Annotated in this window: 13 protein-coding genes; 4 read left to right on the top strand and 9 right to left on the bottom strand. The window is 72.6% G+C overall.

The features are described 5' to 3' along the window. Positions 1–524 precede the first annotated feature (524 nt). Both G3I78_RS15185 and G3I78_RS15180 read right to left on the bottom strand, forming a co-directional pair. Positions 525–1,817, bottom strand: coding sequence for an alpha/beta hydrolase-fold protein (locus G3I78_RS15185; RefSeq protein ID WP_164424577.1), 1,293 nt, complete (start codon positions 1,815–1,817; stop codon positions 525–527). A 39-nt stretch (positions 1,818–1,856) separates the two neighbouring features. Then, positions 1,857–3,038 (bottom strand): hypothetical protein, encoded by a 1,182-nt coding sequence (locus G3I78_RS15180; RefSeq protein WP_343243761.1) that lies wholly within the window; start codon positions 3,036–3,038, stop codon positions 1,857–1,859. Between the two features lie 224 nt (positions 3,039–3,262). On the opposite strand from G3I78_RS15180, the gene G3I78_RS15175 reads away from it, so the two are divergent. Further along, entirely contained in the window at positions 3,263–6,448 is a 3,186-nt protein-coding gene (locus G3I78_RS15175; RefSeq protein ID WP_343243760.1) for an alpha-L-rhamnosidase, read from the top strand. Positions 6,449–6,499: 51 nt separating this feature from the next. Here G3I78_RS15175 and G3I78_RS15170 read toward each other — a convergent pair whose 3' ends face one another. Together G3I78_RS15170 and G3I78_RS15165 are read right to left on the bottom strand one after the other, a co-directional pair. Continuing rightward, the gene (locus tag G3I78_RS15170) at positions 6,500–7,297 is read right to left on the bottom strand and encodes an SGNH/GDSL hydrolase family protein (protein WP_164424575.1); all 798 of its coding nucleotides are present in this window, start codon (positions 7,295–7,297) and stop codon (positions 6,500–6,502) included. A 136-nt stretch (positions 7,298–7,433) separates the two neighbouring features. Beyond that, complete coding sequence (locus G3I78_RS15165) at positions 7,434–8,465, bottom strand: medium chain dehydrogenase/reductase family protein (RefSeq protein ID WP_164424573.1); 1,032 nt, start codon at positions 8,463–8,465, stop codon at positions 7,434–7,436. A 103-nt stretch (positions 8,466–8,568) separates the two neighbouring features. Between G3I78_RS15165 and G3I78_RS15160 the strand changes: the two genes are divergently transcribed. Beyond that, the gene (locus G3I78_RS15160) at positions 8,569–9,231 is read left to right on the top strand and encodes a TetR/AcrR family transcriptional regulator (protein ID WP_164424571.1); all 663 of its coding nucleotides are present in this window, start codon (positions 8,569–8,571) and stop codon (positions 9,229–9,231) included. Between the two features lie 297 nt (positions 9,232–9,528). Here the strand turns inward: G3I78_RS15160 and G3I78_RS15155 are convergent, their stop codons facing one another. After that, positions 9,529–11,589, bottom strand: a complete 2,061-nt coding sequence (locus G3I78_RS15155) for a glycoside hydrolase (protein ID WP_164424569.1) — start codon at positions 11,587–11,589, stop codon at positions 9,529–9,531. 292 nt (positions 11,590–11,881) lie between these two features. On the opposite strand from G3I78_RS15155, the gene G3I78_RS15150 reads away from it, so the two are divergent. After that, positions 11,882–12,646: a polysaccharide deacetylase family protein gene (locus G3I78_RS15150; RefSeq protein WP_164424567.1), complete on the top strand. Its 765-nt coding sequence runs from the start codon at positions 11,882–11,884 to the stop codon at positions 12,644–12,646. Between the two features lie 48 nt (positions 12,647–12,694). Here the strand turns inward: G3I78_RS15150 and G3I78_RS15145 are convergent, their stop codons facing one another. Both G3I78_RS15145 and G3I78_RS15140 read right to left on the bottom strand, forming a co-directional pair. Then, positions 12,695–14,221, bottom strand: a complete 1,527-nt coding sequence (locus G3I78_RS15145; RefSeq protein WP_164424565.1) for a flotillin family protein — start codon at positions 14,219–14,221, stop codon at positions 12,695–12,697. A 54-nt stretch (positions 14,222–14,275) separates the two neighbouring features. Further along, a complete protein-coding gene (locus G3I78_RS15140; protein WP_164424563.1) occupies positions 14,276–14,785 on the bottom strand; it encodes a hypothetical protein in 510 nt (169 codons plus the stop codon). Between the two features lie 364 nt (positions 14,786–15,149). Here G3I78_RS15140 and G3I78_RS15135 point away from each other — a divergent pair, with 364 nt between their 5' ends. Next, positions 15,150–16,208, top strand: coding sequence for a helix-turn-helix domain-containing protein (locus G3I78_RS15135; RefSeq protein ID WP_164424561.1), 1,059 nt, complete (start codon positions 15,150–15,152; stop codon positions 16,206–16,208). Between the two features lie 24 nt (positions 16,209–16,232). Here G3I78_RS15135 and G3I78_RS15130 read toward each other — a convergent pair whose 3' ends face one another. Further along, positions 16,233–17,588, bottom strand: coding sequence for a 4-hydroxy-3-methylbut-2-enyl diphosphate reductase (locus G3I78_RS15130; protein ID WP_164424559.1), 1,356 nt, complete (start codon positions 17,586–17,588; stop codon positions 16,233–16,235). Positions 17,589–17,722: 134 nt separating this feature from the next. Continuing rightward, positions 17,723–19,075, bottom strand: a complete 1,353-nt coding sequence (locus G3I78_RS15125) for a hypothetical protein (RefSeq protein ID WP_164424557.1) — start codon at positions 19,073–19,075, stop codon at positions 17,723–17,725. Between the last annotated feature and the right edge of the window lie 63 nt (positions 19,076–19,138).

Genomic DNA, 19,138 nt, shown 5'->3' with positions numbered 1-19,138 from the left:
CCGGCATGATCCGGAGCGGGACGGGTGGTGGATCGGCCGGGGGCACTTCGCTGAGGGGGGCCACCCTGAAGAGAGGGTGACACCGGTTGAAGCCTGACCAGGCGGGCGACAACTTGGTGGGGGACGGCCGGGGAGAGGTCGCCCGGCGGAGAAGACGGCATCGCCGCACCTCGCAGCAGCGCGAGCCGCGGATCGGCCCGGGGCGGATCGCCTCGTGGGCAAGGGCGTCAGGCGAGCCGGGGGTCGGCCGGGCGGTGGCAGCCAGGTCCGGATCGCCCGAGCCAATCACCACCGAACCCGGTATGCGCAAGCCCGGGTCAGAGGACGGCCGGGCTCAAGTCGAACGAGCGGATGGCGGCCGGGTCCGGGACACCCGAGCCGATGGCCGCCGGACCCGGTGTGTGCAAGCCGGTCACGTCCTGACCCGACGCCTCCCTCCGACCCGCCGAACAACCCGGCATCACCGACAACAAGCGAGCCCCCGAACCGCCGCTCATCGCCCCCGAGTCACCCCGCAGACCATCTCACCGACGCGTAGGCGCCGTAGGTGTCGGTTCTGTGCCGTCGGCCCTCAGGGTGCCGTGGTTCTGTTCGGGGCGGGTGTCCGTCGCCTTGCCCTTGGGCTTGCGCTGGAGTTGGGGGACGACGTCCTGGGGGAAGGTGAGTTGCTGGTTCATCCAGGTCAGGGCGGGGGGCATCTCGCGTACCCAGGTCGGGAAGTTGTGGCTGCCCTGGTCGGGGAGGATCGAGGCGACCCGCATGGGGGGCTTGACGGCCTTGATGAAGGCCTGGGTCTGGGGGTAGCCCCGTTCGCCGTGCTTGCTCTCGGCGACCAGGACGGAGACCTGCGGCGCGGGCAGGTGCTTGAGCCGCCACATCAGGTCGTGGCTGTTCTTGCGCTCGGCGCGGTCGGGGCCGTTGCCGAAGAGGTTGCCGGTGGTCGGGTCGTCCTTGATCCGGTAGTCCGGCGAGAGCGCGGCGGCCGTGGTGTAGACGTGCGGATCGCGCATGGTCAGCTGGAGGGCGCAGGTGCCGCCCGAGGAGTAGCCCATGACACCCCACGCGCTGGCGTCGTGACCCACCCGGTAGGCGGACTTCAGGGCGTCGGGCAGATCCTTGGCCAGGAAGGTCTCGGTCTGCGGACCACCCGGCACGTCCACGCACTCGGTGTCGCGCGGCGGCGCGATCGTGGGCCGGATCATGACCACGACCGTCGGCTGCATCCGCCCGGTCCTCTGGAGCTCGGCGGCGGTCTGCGGCACCCGCAGATGCTGCGCGAGGTTGAAGATGCTGCCCGGGTAACCGCTGAGCGCCACGACCACCGGGAAGCGCTGCCACCGGTACGCCTTCTGGAAGTACTGCGGCGGAAGGTAGACGAACGCCGGGTCGACCACGCCCGTACGGCGGCCGATCACCTTCACCGACTCCACCCGCCCGGTCACCTCCGCCGGACCGCTCGGCAGCCCGGTGACCCGCTTGAGCTGCTCGTCGGTGGCGGGCTGCACCAGCGCCCCCCTCACGGCGATGTCGGACACCGAGCCGCCGCCGCGGGCGTCCGCCTGGGTGACGCCGACCGGCGCCGTCTCGACCTTGCCGAAGAGCTCGCCCCACGAACCGAAGAACTGGTACGACGAGTTCAGCCAGCACGCGAACGCCGCGACGATCACCACCTGGGTCGTCCCGATGGCCACCAGCCGCCCGAGCACCTGCCGCACCCCCTGCCGGGCGAACCGCGGCCACAGCCAGACCAGCAGTGCCACACAGACGACGGCGAGTACCGCCATCACGTCAACGGTCGTCTCGCTGGTCAGACCCATACCCATCGATCCCCGGTTTCCCTGCCCGTTCGGTTTCCTTCACGAAGAAGGAGGGCTTTGAAGGCCATCGCGTTCCCCAAAGAACGCAAAAGGGACAGCAACCGGTGCTCGTCTTCCGCCACGCGGGCGACGGCGGTCCCGTACCGGCCAGAACAGCACGTACGCGGTGGACACGGCGACGAAGCCGAGCCGGATCAGACCGCGGGCCGCGTCGTCGGGTACGACGAAGACCGCGCCGTACAGGGTGAGCAGCGCGATCCAGCTCCACCAGGGCACCAGCCGGCGCTGGCCGATCACGTCCCACAGGAGCGTGCCGAGCAGCACGGAGGCGGTGTAGTAGGTGTAGACGCTGGGGTCCAGGACGATCCGGGCGTTGGCGCCGAGCAGCACGACGGCGGGCCAGCGGCCGCGCAGGACCGCGACACAGCCCAGCGCCAGCCCGGCCGCGGCCTGCGCGGGCCGGTCCCAGCTCGGGGTGCGCGGATCGTCGACGCCGAGCCAGCGCAGCGCGGACGCGGGCTGGTTGGGGATGGTGAACTCGGCCGCGGCGAAGGAGTGCGGGGCACCGAGGAGGAACGGCGCCCACACCAGTGCGACCAGCGCGGCGCACCACAGTCCCGCGCGCGCCCACTGCGCCCTCGGCAGCGCGAGCAGCAGCGGCAGGAAGGCCAGCGCGGTCGGCTTGGAGTCCATGGCCAGGGCCAGGAAGGCACCGGTCGCGGCGGGGTTGCCCCGGGTGAGGGCGCGGACGGCCAGGGCCGTGAAGAAGAGGGCCAGCACGTCGTCGAGGTGGCCGAAGCGGACGGCGACCTCGATCCACATCGGGATGAAGGCGAGGCCCGCGATCAGCACCCGCTGCCGCAGCCGCTGGTGGTTGGTGCCGGTGCCCAGGAAGTGCCAGGCGGCGCTGCGTCCGGCCACCACCAGGATGACCAGGCCGAGCAGGGACATGAGCGCGGCGGCCAGGAACTGCCCGACCTGCTCGGGAAAGGGGTTGAACAGTCCGGCCGCCAGGAAGCTGACGGGGCCCATCTGGAGTTCGGGGTGGTGGGCGTACAGGTTCAGTCCGCCGTCTGGCCGGGCCGGGCCCGCGTAGAGCAGTTCGCCGCCGGTGCGCAGGTAGTGCCAGGAGAAGCCGCCGTGCGGCTGGACCACCGCGAACCACAGGATCGTCCAGGCGGTGAGCAGCACGAGGTGCACCCGCTGGCTGACGGCCGACACAGTCCCTCCCTTCCGGTGCTCACCCCTCACTGAGATGACCGGAAGGCGGGACAGGTTGACCCGGTTCCGCGATTGAAACCGTTCAACTCCCGGACGCGGCACAGGAAAACCGTCGCAGGACGATTGACCCGGGCCCCACGCGGCTCTACGTTACCCACACCTCCCCGTTTTGAATCGATTCACCCAACCCATGTGCGTCCAGCCCATATGAGTGAGGAGTCGTAGTGATCAGCAGGAGGAACATGCTCGCGACCGCCGTCGCGACGGTCGCGGCGGTGACCGTGGACGGCGTACCGGCGACCGCGGCGACCACAAGACCCGCCGGCGGCGCCCCGCAAGTCACCTCGCCCACAGTGGAATACGTCCGGCAACCGCTCGGCCTCGACACCCCACGCCCCCGCCTGAGCTGGCCGCTGGTCTCGGACCGGCCCGGTGTGCGGCAGAGCGCGTACCAGGTGCGGGTGGCCACGACCGCGGCCCGGCTGTCCCGACCCGACGTCTGGAACAGCGGGAAGGTCAGGTCCGCCGAGTCCGCCCTCGTGCCCTACGACGGCCCCGCACTCCGGCCCAGGACGCGTTACCACTGGTCCGTGCGGGTGTGGGACGCCGAAGGGCGGGTCTCGGAGTGGAGCGCGCCCTCGTGGTGGGAGACCGGGCTGATGGGGGCCGGGCAGTGGACCGCGCGCTGGATCTCGGCCCCGACGGGCACGCCGTCCTTCGAGGGGGCGTCCTGGATCTGGTTCGACGAGGGCGACCCGGCCAACAGCGTCCCGGCCGCGACCCGTTGGTTCCGCGGCACCGCTCAACTGCCCGCCGGGATCACGGCCGCGACGCTCGCCATCACCGCGGACAACGTGTACGCCGTCGCCGTGAACGGCGTCGAGGTGGCCCACACCGACCTCGACACCGACAACGAGACCTGGCGCAGGCCCGCCGTGATCGACGTACTGGACCGGGTGCGCTCCGGTGACAACGTTATCGCCGTCTCCGCGACCAACGCCTCCGTCGGCCCGGCGGGACTCGTCGCCGTCCTCGTCGTGCGTACCGCCTCCGGTGAGCGGAAGGTGTTCACCGACGGCTCCTGGAAGGCGACGGACCAGCAACCCGCCGAAGGATGGCGGGAGTTCGGGTACGACGACCGGGGCTGGCCGGCGGCCAGGGTCGCCGCCGCGTGGGGTGCCGGGCCGTGGGGGCGGGTCGTCCCGGTGTCGTACGCCGTCACCCAGCTCCGGCACGAGTTCCGGCTGCCGCGCCGCGCGGTGGCCCGGGCCAGGCTGTACGCCACGGCGCTCGGGCTCTACGAGGCCCACCTGAACGGCAGCCGCGTGGGCCGCGACGAACTCGCGCCCGGCTGGACCGACTACCGCACCCGGGTCCAGTACCAGACGTACGACGTCACGGAGTTGCTGCGGCCCGGCGCCAACGCGCTCGGCGTCTGCCTGGCACCCGGCTGGTACGCGGGCAACGTGGGCATGTTCGGGCCCGGACAGTACGGTCAACGCCCGGCACTGCGCGCCCAGTTGGAGGTCGAGTACGCGGACGGGACGAGCGAGCGCATCGCCTCGGGCGAGGACTGGCGGGCCGCCGCCGGACCGATCGTCGCGGCCGACCTCCTGGGCGGCGAGACGTACGACGCCCGCAAGGAGACCCCGGGCTGGACCGGACCCGGCTTCGACGAGACCGGCTGGCTGCCCGTCCGCGACGAGGGGGACGTCGGACCGGACCTGATCGTCGCGCAGGTGGACGGCCCGGTGCGGGTGGAGCGAGAGCTGATGCCGAAGAGCGTCACGCAACCCCGGCCCGGTGCCTATGTGTTCGACCTCGGGCAGAACATGGTCGGCTCGGTGCGGCTGCGGGTGTCGGGGGCGGCCGGGACGACCGTACGACTCCGACACGCCGAGGTGCTCAACCCCGACGGCACCCTCTACACCGCGAACCTGCGCAGCGCGGCGGCGACCGACACGTACACCCTGAAGGGCGGCGGGAAGGAGGAGGTCCACGAACCCCGGTTCACCTTCCACGGGTTCCGCTACGTCGAGGTGACCGGGTTCCCCGGCACTCCGACGGCGAAGGCCGTCACCGGGCGGGTGATGCACACCTCCGCGCCCTTCACCCTGGACTTCGAGACCGACGTACCGATGCTCAACCAGCTGCACCACAACATCACTTGGGGTCAGCGCGGCAACTTCCTCTCGGTGCCCACGGACACACCCGCGCGGGACGAGCGGCTCGGCTGGACCGGTGACATCAACGTCTTCGCGCCGACGGCCGCCTACACCATGGAGTCGGCCCGCTTCCTGTCCAAGTGGCTGGTGGACCTGCGGGATTCACGCACCTCGGAGGGCGCGTTCACCGACGTGGCGCCGGTCGTCGGCACCCTCGGCAGCGGCACCGCCGGGTGGGGCGACGCGGGGGTCACCGTCCCCTGGGCGCTCTACCGGGCGTACGGCGACCGACAGGTCCTCGCGGACGCCTGGCCGTCGGTGCGGGCCTGGCTGACGTATCTGGAGCGGAACAGCACCGGGCTGCTGCGGCCCGCGCAGGGGTACGGCGACTGGCTGAACGTCGACGACGAGACCCCCAAGGACGTCATCGCCACCGCCTACTTCGCGCACGTGGCCGACCTCGCGGCCCGTATCGCCGGGGAGTTGGGCGAGGACGCCGGGCCGTACCGCGCGCTCTTCGAGCGGATACGCGCGGCCTTCCAGAACGCCTACGTCGGCGCGGACGGCCGTATCAAGGGAGACACCCAGACCGCCTACGTCCTCGCGCTCTCGATGGACCTGCTGCCGGATGCGGCGCGCGAGGCCGCCGCCGACCGGCTGGTCGCGCTGATCGAGGCCAGGGACTGGCATCTGTCGACGGGCTTCCTCGGCACGCCCCGGCTGCTGCCGGTCCTGACCGACACGGGCCACACCGACGTCGCCTACCGGCTGCTGCTCCAACGCACCTTCCCCAGCTGGGGATATCCGATCGACCGGGGCTCCACCACGATGTGGGAGCGCTGGGACTCCATCCGGCCCGACGGCAGTTTCCAGGACCCGGGGATGAACTCCTTCAACCACTACGCCTACGGCTCGGTGGGCGAATGGATGTACGCGAACATCGCCGGTATCTCGCCGGGCCGGCCGGGCTATCGCGAGATCGTCGTCCGGCCCCGGCCCGGTGGCCAAGTCACCAGCGCGCGGGCCAGGTTCACCTCGGTCCACGGTCCGGTCTCGACGCGATGGCGGTTGCGGGACGGCCGGTTCACGCTGACGTGCGAGGTGCCGCCGAACACGACCGCCGAGGTGTGGGTCCCCGCCGCCCGCGCGGACGCGGTGAGCCGTACGCACGGGACGTTCCTGCGCGAGGAGGACGGCTGCGCGGTGTACCGGGTCGGCTCCGGCACCCATCGCTTCACCACCTGACCGACGGCGTACGGCTGCCCGGGACGGTCACCGTCCCGGGCAACCGGCGGATCAGCCCCAGGCCTTGTTCAACTGGTCCGAGTAACCGGCCAGATAGCCCGCCAGGTTGGGGTGGAAGACCTCGGAGGCGTTGCTGAGATCGTTGATCCACGGGTCGGAGCCGCACGCCCCGTGGCCCTCGAACGGCTCGCGCATGTCGACGAACGTCACCGACGCCTGGGCGGCCGCGGCCCGGGTGCCCTCGGCCAGCGCGTCGGCGAAGGCGTTCATGTCGGCGCGCTTGGCGGCGCTGAGGTCGATCACCGGGCAGGTGCCGGTCGTGGAGAGGGCCTGCGGGTAGCCGAGGACGATGATCCTCGCCTGCGGCGCCCGGTCCTCGATCTCCTTGTACAGCCCGGCCAGTTCGGTCACCATCTGGTGCGTGGCGTACGACGACATCCACCGGGTGGCGGTCTCGCAGTAGCTGTCGCTCTGGGTGAGACAGGCCTGCACCACCGACGTGAACTGGGCGTCGTTGCCGCCGACCGTGAGGGTGACGAGGTCGGTGCCGCTGGTCACCGCCGGCAGCTGGTTCGCCCGTACGTCCGCGATGGTCGCCCCACTGCACGAGACGTCCTTCAGCGTGTAGTCGCCGTGCGCGGCCGCCGAGAGGCCCGGGTAGCCGACGGCACTGCGCTTGCAGTCGCCGCTCGCGGTGTCGTAGTGGCCGGCTCCGACTCCGGAGGCGTACGAGTCCCCGAGAGCCACGTACTCCAGGTCTCCGGCGGCCTGGGCGGGGGCGCCCGCGGCGGCCGTGAGTCCGGCGAACGCGAGCAGGGCACTGGCGGCGATCGACGTCAATTTACGCATGGGTTCCTTAACTGGGGCGCGGAGTCCAACTCGATGACCTTGGTGCGGAACGGGATCGTACAGCGAGCCGTTCGTCGCACAACTCCGCTTTGTTGCAAGGAAGTTGTCTATGCGTTGTCGGCTTCGGGGGGCTCCGCTAAGGCTTGAGGACGACCTTCCCGGCGATCGTGCCGGACTCGGCCAGGCGTACGGCGTCGGCGATCTGGGCGAGGGGCAGCTCGGCGGCGATCCGGGCGGTGACCTCGCCGCGGCCGAGGGCGGCGAAGACCTGGGTGAGGTCGGTGTGGAGCCGGGTGCGGAACCGGTTCTTCGACAGGGCCCGCCCGGCCCACACGTTGTAGAAGTAGGCGCTGCGGCGGTTGGGCAGCGCGTTCCACAGCCACACCCGGCCCAGCAGCTTGAGGACGGGCAGCTGCTTGGAGCCCTGGGCGTCCCGGGTGGCGGCGCTGCCGTAGGAGACGAGCGTGCCGCCGGGGGCGAGCAGGCGCCAGGAGTCGACGATGCCCGGGCCGCCGACGTGGTCGAAGACGGCGTCCACCCCGCGCGGCGCGAGGGCGCGGACGCGGGCCGCGACATCGGGGGCGCGGTAGTCGACGGGCTCGACCCCGCTCTCCCGCAGCGCGTCGTGGTGGCGCTCGGACGCCGTGCCGATCACCCGGGCGCCGGCGGCCCGGGCGAGCTGGACCAGGACCGAGCCGACGCCGCCGTTGGCGCCGTACACCACGACGGTGTGCCCGGCGCGGACGCGGGCCTTGCGGTGCAGCATCTGCCAGGCGGTGATGCCGTTGAGGACGAGGGTCTCCGCCTCCGCCGCGCCGATCCCGTCGGGCACCGGCACCACGTCGGCCGCGTCGACGAGGACGTGGCTGGCCCAGCCGCCGACCTTCACCAGCGCGGCGACCCGGGTGCCGGCCAGGCCGGGCGAGACGCCCTCGCCGGTCGCGAGCACGGTGCCGACGAGGTCGTAGCCCGGCACGAACGGGAACGGCGGCTGGTCGTAGTAGCGGCCGCGCCGCATCTGCTGTTCGGCGAAGGAGACGCCGGTCGCCTCCATGCGGATCACCACCTGGCCGGGGCCTGCGGTGGGCACGGTTCCCTGCCTGACCTGGAGTCCTTTGGGCTCGACCGTGCCCGGCAGGACGACCTCGACGAGTTCCTGGGTGTTCATGACGGCCTCCACGGCAGCGGTTCGTTACTCGACTTCGCTTTCGTTAGAAGTTATAACAGCACAGGATCGAGAGTGTCAATAACTTCAGTGATAGCCTCTAACCATGGTGAACTCGGAAGCGAAGACTCCGCGCGAGCGCTACCGCGCCCAGGTGCGTACGGAGGTCAAGGAGCGGGCCTGGGAGCAGATCGCCGAGGCGGGCGCCTCCGCGCTCTCGCTGAACGCGATCGCCAAGCGGATGGGGATGAGCGGACCCGCGCTCTACCGGTACTTCGCGGGCCGCGACGAGCTGATCACCGAGCTGGTCAGGGACGCCTACCGCAGCCTCGCCGACACCTTCCACGCGGCCGCGGGCACCGGCGCCGACCTCACCGCGCTGGCGCGGGCGCTGCGGGAGTGGGCCCTGGCGGACCCCCAGCGGTACTTCCTCGTCTACGGCACGCCCGTCCCCGGCTACCAGGCGCCCGCCGACACCACCGCGATCGCGGCGGAGATCATGGCGATCCTCCTGGACGCGTGCGCCGCGCTGCCCCCGAGCGGCCCGCCGACGCCGTTCGCCGTCCACCTCGAAACCCACCGGGACTGGGCCGCCGGCCACCCCGCCCCGCCCGAGGTCCTCGACCGCGCCCTGACCGTCTGGACCCGGCTGCACGGCGTCCTGTCCCTCGAACTCGCGGGCCACTTCACGGGGATGGGCCTCGACCCGGCCCTGCTGTACGACGCGGAAGCGGCCGGGCTGGCGGGTCGCCCGGACGCGGCGGGCTGACGCGGGGCCCGTGCGCCGCGCCGGCACCCTGCCGTACGACGCCGGAAACGCACGACGCCCCCGGCCCGGTCACCGAAGGCGGTAACCGGCGGGGGCGTCGCAGGTGGGGGTGGGGCGGGGGCTACTACGACGCGGAACTGGCCGGGCTGACGGGTCGCCCCGACGCGGCGGGCTGACGCCGGGCCCGTGCGCCGCGCCGGCACCCTGCCGTACGACGCCGGAAACGCACGACGCCCCCGGCCCGGTCACCGAAGGCGGTGACCGGCGAGGGCGTCGCAGGTGGGGGTGGGGGCGGGGCTACTCGGTCCGCGTGGCCGCGGGCTTCACCTCGGTCACCTTCCAGCGCTGGTTGGTGCCGGAGTTCGGGGTCCACAGGCCCACGGCGGCGCCGTCGCTGGTCGACTGACCGCCGACGTCGGCGAGTTGGCCGGTGGCCGCGTTGACGAGGGTCCAGGTGCCGTCGCCGGTCGTCGACATGATCCACTGGGCGGCGCTGTCACGGCGGCCCTCGTCGGGCTCGGCGACCAGGGCACCGGCCCGGACGGCCAGCCGCTTGCCCGCGGTGGCCTCGGTGAGGACGTACCGCTTGCGGTTGTCGCTGCCGGTGATCTGCTTGACCTGCCACTGCCGGCCGCTCCGGTCGGCGCTGTCGGCGTTCCTGATCACCAGGCCCGTGCCGTTCGCGGCGATGGTGAGGTCCTTGCCGCTCTGGACGCCGGTCAGTTCGTAGGTGTGGCCCTTGCGCAGTTCGGCCGCGTCCTTGGCGACGCCGGAGACTCCCTTGACGAGGAAGGACGTCACCGACTGGGCGGGCACGGCGATCGTGGCCTGCTTGCCGCTGACCCGGACGGGCTTCCGCTTCACCAGCTTGCCGTCGGCGCTGGTCACCACCGGGGTGACGGTGGCCTTGGCGGAGACCCGGCCGAACTTCGACAGGTCGATCGTGACGTCCCGCGCCTCGGTGGTGCTGTTGACGTGGACGACCGTGGCCGCGTCGCCCTTCTTGGCGATCGCCGCGGTGCTGGAGGTGTCGTTCGTGCGGATCAGCCGGTCGCCGGGCTTGATGTAGTGCGTGAAGTTGCGGGCGGTGTCGAACTTCGTGTTGGTGTAGATCGGGCAGGACTTGAGGGTGTCCTTCGCGGTGCAGCCGAAGGAGAGCTGGATCTCGCCCCAGTTGCCGCCCTTCGCGGACTCGCCGCCCGGCTTCATGTTGTCGTAGTCCTCGACGGGCTGCCAGAACACCCAGGCGCGGGGCTCCAGTTCACGCAGGTCGTCGACCATGCGCTGGGCCAGGCCCAGGCCCGGACGCATGTCCGTGAAGCTCTGCCCGTCGCCCCAGTCGCCCTCGACCTCGCTCATCCACAGCGGCTTGTCCGCGGCCTTGGCCAGGTCGCGCACGGTGGTGCGCTGGCTGGTGCCGTAGGTGTGGACGTTCATCTGGCCGACCAGGTCGCGGACGTCCTGGGGGTAGGAGTTCCAGTTGGTGGCGAAGGTCCCGGGGTTGGTCTCGTCCATCGCGGAGATCTCCGCGTCCGTCCGGGACTTCGCCAGGGTCGGGGCCAGCGCGCGGATCACCTTCTGCTGGAGCTCGGGGCCGATGTGGGCGCCCTCCTGCCGGCCGCCGACCGGCTGTCCGTCCGCGCCGAGCGTGGTCCCCCAGTAGTTGGTGTTCGGCTCGTTGAACGGGTCGAGGGTGTCGACCTTGATGTGGTGCGCCTTCTCCAGGCGTTCGGTGGCGCCCACCAGGTACTTGGCGAAGTCGTCCACGGACTCCGTCTTCAACTGGTCCTTGCCCGCGTCGAAGTTGCCGGAGACGTAGCCGCTCTCGGTCATGAACCACGGCGGGGAGTTGCTGAACGCCTCCCAGTGCGTGATGTCCTTCTTGATGCGGTCGACCCACCAGCGCTGCGTCTTGTCGGCCTTGTTGTTCCAGTCCTTGGGGTCGTCGGCGTCCCACCAGTCGACGTCCTCGCGGGTGGTGCCCGCCGGGGCCTTCCACCAGCCCTCGACGGCGCCGCCCGGGCGCAGGTAGTCCTTGACGTCCGGGGCGTTGCCGCCGCCGATGTTGTAGCGGGCGATGTTCAGCGCGAGACCGTCGTCGCCGAACAGCAGCTTGGCCAGCTTCTCGCGGACGGCGGGCGGGTAGTCGCCGGTGGCGTTGGCGAACCAGACCAGGCTGGTGCCCCAGCCCTCGAACTTCTCCTGCTGGTAGGAGGGGTCGGGGCGGACGGTGACCGCCGCGGTCGCGGTCACCTCGGCGTGCGCGGCCGGCAGCGCGGTGGCCGCAAGAACGGTCCCGGTCGCGAGGGCCGTGACGCCGAGGCCCAGAAGCCGTCTCCGGCGGGTGGGGTGTGCCATGTCTCGTACTCCAGCTCTTCCGTGCGGCGCGCGTCCCGGCGGGACACAGAGATGTGGACGTCGAAGGCAATGTTTACGTAAACATCTGTTGGCGCTGTGTCTACCCTGTGCGCGTCGCGGCGGTCAAGGAGTCGCCGGGACCGAAAGTTGCGGGGCGCGAGTTGTCCCCGAACTCCCCCGGGATTGTCCGTGATCGGTAACGGACGCATCCCGGGGGCGACTTCTCTCGTCCTGCCAGGTGGTCGCGAGGTGATCGAGGACCGGCGAGGAACTACGCGGAAGCGGGGCGGACATGGCACGGCACGGCGGGCGGGGCTGGTACGGCAAGGTGCTCGGGGCAGCGCTCGGGGTGACGTTGCTCGCCGCCGGTGCCTCGGTGTGGACCGCGCAGGCCGGTGCCGTGGGCGGTGCCGCGCCGAAGGCGTCCGCCTCGCCGGCCGCCGCCGTCAAGCCCGTCGACGTGAGCATCGCGCACGCCTCGGACAAGGGGGCGCGGGGCGTCAACATCACCATCGACGACGGCCCGGACCCGACCTGGACGCCCCAAGTCCTGGACGTGCTGCGGGAGTACGGGGTGAAGGCGACGTTCTGCATGGTCGGCACGCAGGCGCAGGCCCACCCCGATCTGGTGAAGCGGGTCGTGGCCGCCGGGCACCGGCTGTGCGACCACTCGGTGTCCCACGACACCACGATGGACAAGAAGTCCGAGGCCTACCAGTCGCAGCAGATCCTCGACGCCGAGCGCATGATCACCGAGGCGTCCGGGGGTGTCCGGCCGATGTACTACCGGGCTCCCGGCGGCGCGTTCACCCCGTACAGCCGCAAGCTGGCCGCCTCCCGCGGCATGCGCCCGCTGGGCTGGAACGTCGACACCAAGGACTTCGAACGCCCGGGCACGGCCGCCATCGTGGCCACGGTCCAGCGCGAACTCCCCAACGGCCCCACGCTGCTCTTCCACGACGCCGGCGGCGACCGCGCCCAGACGGTCGAGGCGCTGCGCGAGGTCCTGCCGTGGCTGAAGCAGCAGGGGTACTCGTTCGGGTTCCCTGTGCGGTAGGCCTCGACGGCAGGTGTTCCCGGGGGTGAACCCCTGCCGCCGGAACCGTCAACCGGTGATCTCGACCTTGCCGTTGGACCGGGCCGGCTGGTCCTTGGGCTCCGGGGTGCGGCGGGTGACGCCCTTGAGGAGTTCGGCGAGGTCGACGCCCGTGGTGGAGCCGAGGAGTTCGAGGCCCTGGGCGACGTTGTCGGCGACCGCGCGCGGGATGCGGCCCGCGCCGTCGGTGGAGATCACCGTCATCTTGTCCACGGCGCTGAGCGGCTCGGACGCCTTGGCGACGACCTGGGGAAGCACCTCGACCAGCATCTGAAGGATCGCCGCGTCGCCGTACTGCCCGAACGCGTCCGCCTTCTTGCGCATCGCCTCCGCCTCGGCCGCCCCCTTGGCCCCGATCGCCGCCGCGTCGGCCTCGCCCTCCAGCCGGACCGCCTCCGCGATCGCCGCGCGCCGGGACCGCTCCGCCTCACCCCGCTTCAGGCCCTCCACGGCCTCCGCCTCGGCCAGCGCGCTCCGGCGCTGCTTCTCGCCCTCACCGGTCAGCCGGGCCCGCTCGGCTTCCGCCTGCGCGGCCGCGATGCCCGCCGCCTTCTCCGCCTCGGCCTGCTTGACCCGGGCCACCCGCTTGGCCTCGGCGTCCTGCTCGGCGGCGTACCGCTGGGCGTCGGCGGGCTTGCGGACCTGGGTGTCGAGCTGACGGTCGGTCAGCGCGGCCTGCCGTTCGGCGACCTTCTCCTGCTGCCCGAGGATCTCCTGCTGCCGGGCCGCCTCGGCGAGCGGACCGGCCGCCGCCGCCCGGGCCGAGGCCTCGTCGGTCTCGGCCTTGATCTCGGCCTGGCGCAGCGCGAACGTCCGCTGGGCGACCGCGATCTCCTCCTCGGCCTTCAGCCGGGCCTGTTCGGCCGCACGCCGGGCGATGGCCTCGGCGATGTCGGCCTCCTGCCGGGCCCGGGCCGCCTCCGGCCGGCCGAGGTCCTCCAGATAGGAGCCCTCGGTGGTGATGTCCTGGATCTGGAAGGCGTCCAGGACCAGGCCCTGCCCGGACAGGCTCGCCTCCGCCTCCTCCGCGACCTGGCCCGCGAAGGCCGCGCGGTCCCGGATGACGTCCTCCACGGACATCCGGCCGACGATCGCCCGCAGCGCGCCCGAGAGCACCTCCTGGGTGAAGCCGACGATGCCGTCCTGCTGCATCAGGAACCGCTGGGCCGCGGCCCGGATGGAGTCCTCGGTGCCGCCGACCTTGACGATGGCGACACCGTCCAGGTTGGCCTTGACCCCGCGCAGGGTGACCGCGCCGCGCACCGCGACGGGGATGTGCCGGGAGGACAGGTCGAGGCTGAACTTCTGCTGGACGAACGGCACGACGAACACCCCGCCGCCGACCACGACCTTCTGCCCGCTGTTGTCGGTGAAGACCCGGCCGGTCTCCGGGTCCGTGGACTTCTTCCCGCGCCGCCCGGTGACGATGAACGCCTCGCTGGGCCCGGCCACCTTGTAGCGGGTGACCACGACCAGCGCCAGGAGGACGAGGAGAACCACGACCCCCAGCACGGCGACGGCTACGACAGAACTCATGACTGTGCCCCCGAATCGGTTGAGTGGGTGAAGAGCGCCGGAAACAGGGGGGGTTCAGCGGTCCACCGGGCGGACCAGCACCGAGGTGGCGGTCGGCGCGGACTCCACCCACACCTCGGCCCCCCGGGCCACCGGGCGCGCGCTGCGGGCGGCGAGCTTCACCGGCTGCCCGGCGAGCCGCAGCAGCACCTCGCCGTACCCGTCCGCCGGGATGGCCGTGACCACGCTGCCGGCCGTGCCCACCAGATCGTCCCCGGTGGGGGCGGACGCCGTCGGGTCGTGCGCCAGCAGCCGCCCGAAGCGGTACGTCAGCCAGGCCGTGCCGAGTCCCGCGACGGCACCGGCGCCGGCCGCCACCGTGGGTCCGGCGCCCGTGGTGCCCAGGGCGATCGCCCCGCCGAAGCCGGTCATCGCCAGGAACCCGGCGACGACCGGCAACGACAGCCACCCGTCCAGCGCTCCCCCGAGCGCGCCGTCCAGTGCCCCGTCCAGCACACCGTCGAGGACCAGCGACAGGGCGAGCAGCACGACCCCCGTGATGCCGATTCCGAGAAACCAGGCCATGCGTGCCGTCCCCCTTTCCCACCCTGTCGCCGATCCCCGGCTTGACGGAACCCTGACATGGGGAGGGCGGCCGCTTCATTGCCGTGTTCCGGCAGTCTTCACACGCCTTTTATGCCGGACACGGACGGAACCGCGCCCCGACGGCGATACACCGCGGGCACGGGCCCACCGTGGGTCCCGGCGCCGGCACCTCTCGGTGTCCGGCACCGGGACCTTTCCGTGGTGCTCCCCGCGACCCATGGTGCCCGCCCTGACCGGTCCCGCGCATTGCCGGTTCCCGGCAGCCTTCGCGGGGGTCCGGGTGCCGGGCTACTGACGGAGTGCAGTCAACGCAGCGTTAGGATTCCGGGAAAACGGGGGTGGCATGGCGGATCGGGTGGTAACTGAACGCTTCCTGGAGGGGTACGCCGAGATCCTCACCGAGGTCGCGGCCCTCGGACGGCGGCTGACCCGCGCCGAGATCGAGTCGCGGCGCGCGCTCGGGGAACAGGCCGCGGAGGCGGGGCACAGTCTGCGGACCCTGGTCGGCGCCCACCTGTCCGCGGCCCGCGAGGCGTGGCCCGGCCCGGCCGGTTCGGCCGACGGCGCGCTGGCCGTCGTACAGCAGGTGGTGGACGCGTTCGCGGAGGGGTACGAGCGCGCGCAGCGGCTGGCGGTGCGTCAGGAGGAGGCCGTACGGCGGGAGTTCATCGACGACCTGCTCTACGGCCGCAGCGACCTGGGGCGGCTCGCCGAGCGGGCCGAGCGGTTCGGGCTCAGGCTCTCCCAGGCCCACGCGGTCGCCGTCGCGCGCGGTCCGGCCGCGTACGAGGAGGGCGATCCGGTGCCCCGGCGGGTGGAGCGGGCGCTGCTGGCCCGGTTCGGCCACCGTGACGTCCTGCTCACCACCAAGGACGGCCGGATGCTGTGCGTCGCACCGGGCCACGAGGAGGAGATCCTGCCCTACTTCGCCGAGCAGGCCCACACCGCCACCGGCGGCGGCCAGGTCGCCATCGGGCGGGCCCAGCCCGGACCCGGCGGGGTCGTCCAGTCGTACGAAGAGGCCCTGAACGCCCTGGAGATGGCCGAGCGGCTCGGCCTCGACGAGCCCGTCCTGCGCGCCGCCGACCTGCTGGTCTACCCCGTCCTGGCCCGGGACCGCCAGGCCATGGCCGACCTCGTCCGCCAGGCCCTCGGCCCCCTCACCACGGCCCGCGGCGGCGCCCGGCCCCTCCTGGACACCCTCACCGTCTACTTCGACTCCGGCTGCGTCGGCGCCGTCACGGCCCGCCGCCTCTCGCTGAGCGTCCGCGCCCTGACCTACCGTCTGGAACGCATCCACCAGCTCACGGGCGCCGACCCGGCCGACCCGGCGCACCGGTACATGCTCCAGACGGCGGTCATCGGCGCCCGGCTGCTGGGGTGGCCGGACCAGGAGCTGTGACCGGGGCCCGCGGAGAGTCCCGGATCACGACCGCTGGTGCGCGGCAGCGTGCGGGTGTTCGGCACGGGAGCGGGTTTCGCGGCGGATGTGGCTCGTGGGACCCAGGCCGTCGAGGGCTCGGGCCAGGGCGCGGGTGGCGCTGCGGTCGGCGGTGGTGTCCAGGACGGTGAGGGTGGCGCCGTCGACGTCGGTGGGGCGCAGGTCGTGGAGGGCGGTCACGTCGCGGGTGGGCAGGGCGAGGCGGGCGGGCCGGGCGAGGGCCGTTCCGGCGAAGGGGTCGGGGGACTGCGCGCCGGTCGTGATCAGGAGCCGGTCGGACTGGGGCAGCGCCGAGTCGAGCGCCGTGTGCAGGTCATCCATCGTGTAGCACCACTCCTGGGGGTGCTGGCCGCGCAGCCGGGGGTGGCGTCGGCGCAGGACGGCGAGGACGGCCGAGGCCTCGGAGACAGGGGTGCCGGGGGCGACCACGAAGGCGAGACGGTCCGGGTCCGTCACGGTGAGCTGTTCCGCCTGCTCCGGGGTGGCGACCCGGGCCGGTCCGCGCGGGGGCGGTGACGGCCAGGTGCCGGAGGCCGGCACGCCGATCACGACCACCTCGTCGCCACGGTCCGGGCGGCTCACGGTCGAGTGCTCCGGCTGATCCGGGGGCGACAGCGGAGCCGGTCCGCGCGGGGGCGGTGACGGCCAGGTGCCGGAGGGCGGCGCGCCGATCGCCGACACCTCATCACCACGATCCGGGAGCCCCACGATCGAACCCTCCGCCTGAGCCGAGGACGACAGCAGAGCCGGTCCGAGCAGGTGCTGCGGCGGCCAGGTGCCGGAGGCCGGCGTGCCGATCACGACCACCTCGTCGCCGCGGTCCAGGAAGCGGCGCAGGGCGCGTTCCGCGTCTCGTGTCGCGGGGCAGCCGGTGCGGGTGGGGCAGCCGCACGGCTGCCAGGGGCCGCGGGCGGCGTCGGAGGTCTGGGCCGGCACCCGTGCGCCGGGCGCCTGGGCGGGCTGCGGCGCGCCCACGTACAGGACCCGCCGGGTGCGCAGGACGGCTCGCCAGGAGTCGAGTTGGCGCCGGGCGAAGGCGAGCGCGGCCGGGTCGTCGTCGCGGGCCGCGAGGGCGAGGCCGCGATGGCCGCCTTCCGGGTGTTCGTAGGACACGGTGAAGACGGTCGCCGGAGTCCCGTCGAGGGCGGCGCGCGGATCGGGTAAGCGGCGGCCGTCGGCGGCGAACCCCGCCCGCCGGACGTGCGCGGCGAGCAGCTGGTGGGCCGGGCAGTCGACCGGGCCGCGGACGGGGTGGTGGAACGATCGGGCCACCACGACGGTGCCGGGCGCGAGGGACGGCACGGTGCGGTGGAGTGCTTCGGACAGGACGCTTCTGTTCAATTCCCTGACGGCTTCCTGGCTCGGCCGGCCGACGCTCGGGTGAGGTCGGTCGGTCGACGCTCGGTCGGGTGAGGTCGGTCAACACGCCATCCAACCGGTAGCGATCACTCCGTTTCTCCCCCGAACAGCGCTTTTCACCCTGTTGGTCGGCCCGCACCGCCCCGAGGACGGGCCCGCGCGAGCAGCGCCGCCGCGACCGTGTTCGTGGCGTGCGGACGCAGCCCCGCGGTCAGCGCGCGCAGCCGCACCTCGGCACGGGCACTGTGGATGTGCGGCAGGACGTCGAGGAACTCGTGCCCGGTCCGGCACGCCTGCTCCAAGTGCCCGGCCGCCAACTGGAGTTCGGCCAGTTCGGCGAGGCTGAGCGCCCGCGACCTGCGTTCGTCGGCGGGACGCCTGCGCAGCGAGAGATCGAGCGCCCGTACGGCCGTACGGTGATCGCCCCTGCTCCTGGCCACGGCCGCGTGCTGGAGCGCGAGCGACCCCTGGTGGAAGGCGCCGACCGGTGACGAGCCGCTCGCCGTGCCCTCCAGTCGGCGCTCGGCGTCGGCGAGCAGGCGCAGGGCGCGGCTGTCGCCGAGCGCGGCCTGGGTGACCGCCAACTGGCCCTGGAGAAAGGCCTGCTGGTGCGGCGGCACATGCCGTACCCCGGTGCGCACGGCGTGTTCGGCCAGCCGATGCGCCTCGGTGAAGTGGCCCAGGGTGTGGGCCTGGACGCTCAGGCCGCGCAGCCCGAGCGCCGTGCCGACCGGGTCGCCCGCCTCCCGGGCGAGTTCGACGCTGGTCAGATAGAGGCGTTGCGCGGCGGCCTGATGGTTCATGTCGAAGTGGGTGAACGCGCAGAGGTACACGAGCTGCGCGGCCACCGTGAACAGCTCGCGCCGCACCGCCGGCTTCATGTCCCGCCGCAGCCAGGGCAGCAGCGCCGTCGAGAGGAACTGCCGCAGCGGTTCGCGGATCGAGCCCGCCCCGAAGGCCGCGTCGCCCCGGGAGAAGACGGTGAGCATCTCCCGGGCGAGCCGGACCTGGGAGGCGTCGACCCGCGCGGACGGTTCGGCGGCCGGGATACGGGCGGCCTCGGACACCCCGGGCGGGATCGCGAGCGCCGCCAGCGAGTAGGCGCCGAGGCGGGCCAGGCCGCGGCGGTCGGTGTCGCCGAGTATCCGTTCCAGGCGTGCCACGGCGCTCCCTTCACCGGGTGGCGCTCCGTCGGCGCGGCGCGGCTGCCCGGGGTTCAGCAGTCCAGTGTCCTGTGCCCGGACCGGTCTGCCGAGACTCCGGGTGAAGGCCTCCGCGACGAGGTCGGGCACGGGCGGCCGGGGGCGGCTGCCGGCCAGCCAGTGGGCGACGGAGGTGCGGTCGTAGCGCAGTGCCGTGCCCTGGGCGGCGGCGAGCGCGTTGATCCGGCGCGCCAGTTGGGCGCCGCTCCACCCGGCCTCGGCCAGGAGGATGCGCAGCGACTGGTTCGGTGTACGCGGCGATCGCACGCTCCTCTTCCTGTCCCGCTCCGCCGGTCGTGAGTACGGCGGTTCAACACCCGTGTGTGTTCA

The sequence above is a fragment of the Streptomyces sp. SID13726 genome, from assembly GCF_010548375.1.
Classification (GTDB): domain Bacteria; phylum Actinomycetota; class Actinomycetes; order Streptomycetales; family Streptomycetaceae; genus Streptomyces.
The sequence above is the reverse complement of the archived record's forward strand: the minus strand, read 5'-3'. Positions and strand labels throughout refer to the sequence as shown.

Bases quoted from the DNA above. Each gene is read 5' to 3' on its own strand.
- G3I78_RS15165 (WP_164424573.1), bottom strand. From the start codon at position 8,465: ATGAACACCCAGGAACTCGTCGAGGTCGTCCTGCCGGGCACGGTCGAG.
- G3I78_RS15140 (WP_164424563.1), bottom strand. From the start codon at position 14,785: ATGGCCTGGTTTCTCGGAATCGGCATCACGGGGGTCGTGCTGCTCGCC.
- G3I78_RS15150 (WP_164424567.1), top strand. From the start codon at position 11,882: ATGGCACGGCACGGCGGGCGGGGCTGGTACGGCAAGGTGCTCGGGGCA.
- G3I78_RS15170 (WP_164424575.1), bottom strand. From the start codon at position 7,297: ATGCGTAAATTGACGTCGATCGCCGCCAGTGCCCTGCTCGCGTTCGCC.
- G3I78_RS15160 (WP_164424571.1), top strand. From the start codon at position 8,569: ATGGTGAACTCGGAAGCGAAGACTCCGCGCGAGCGCTACCGCGCCCAG.
- G3I78_RS15135 (WP_164424561.1), top strand. From the start codon at position 15,150: ATGGCGGATCGGGTGGTAACTGAACGCTTCCTGGAGGGGTACGCCGAG.
- G3I78_RS15185 (WP_164424577.1), bottom strand. From the start codon at position 1,817: ATGGGTCTGACCAGCGAGACGACCGTTGACGTGATGGCGGTACTCGCC.
- G3I78_RS15145 (WP_164424565.1), bottom strand. From the start codon at position 14,221: ATGAGTTCTGTCGTAGCCGTCGCCGTGCTGGGGGTCGTGGTTCTCCTC.
- G3I78_RS15155 (WP_164424569.1), bottom strand. From the start codon at position 11,589: ATGGCACACCCCACCCGCCGGAGACGGCTTCTGGGCCTCGGCGTCACG.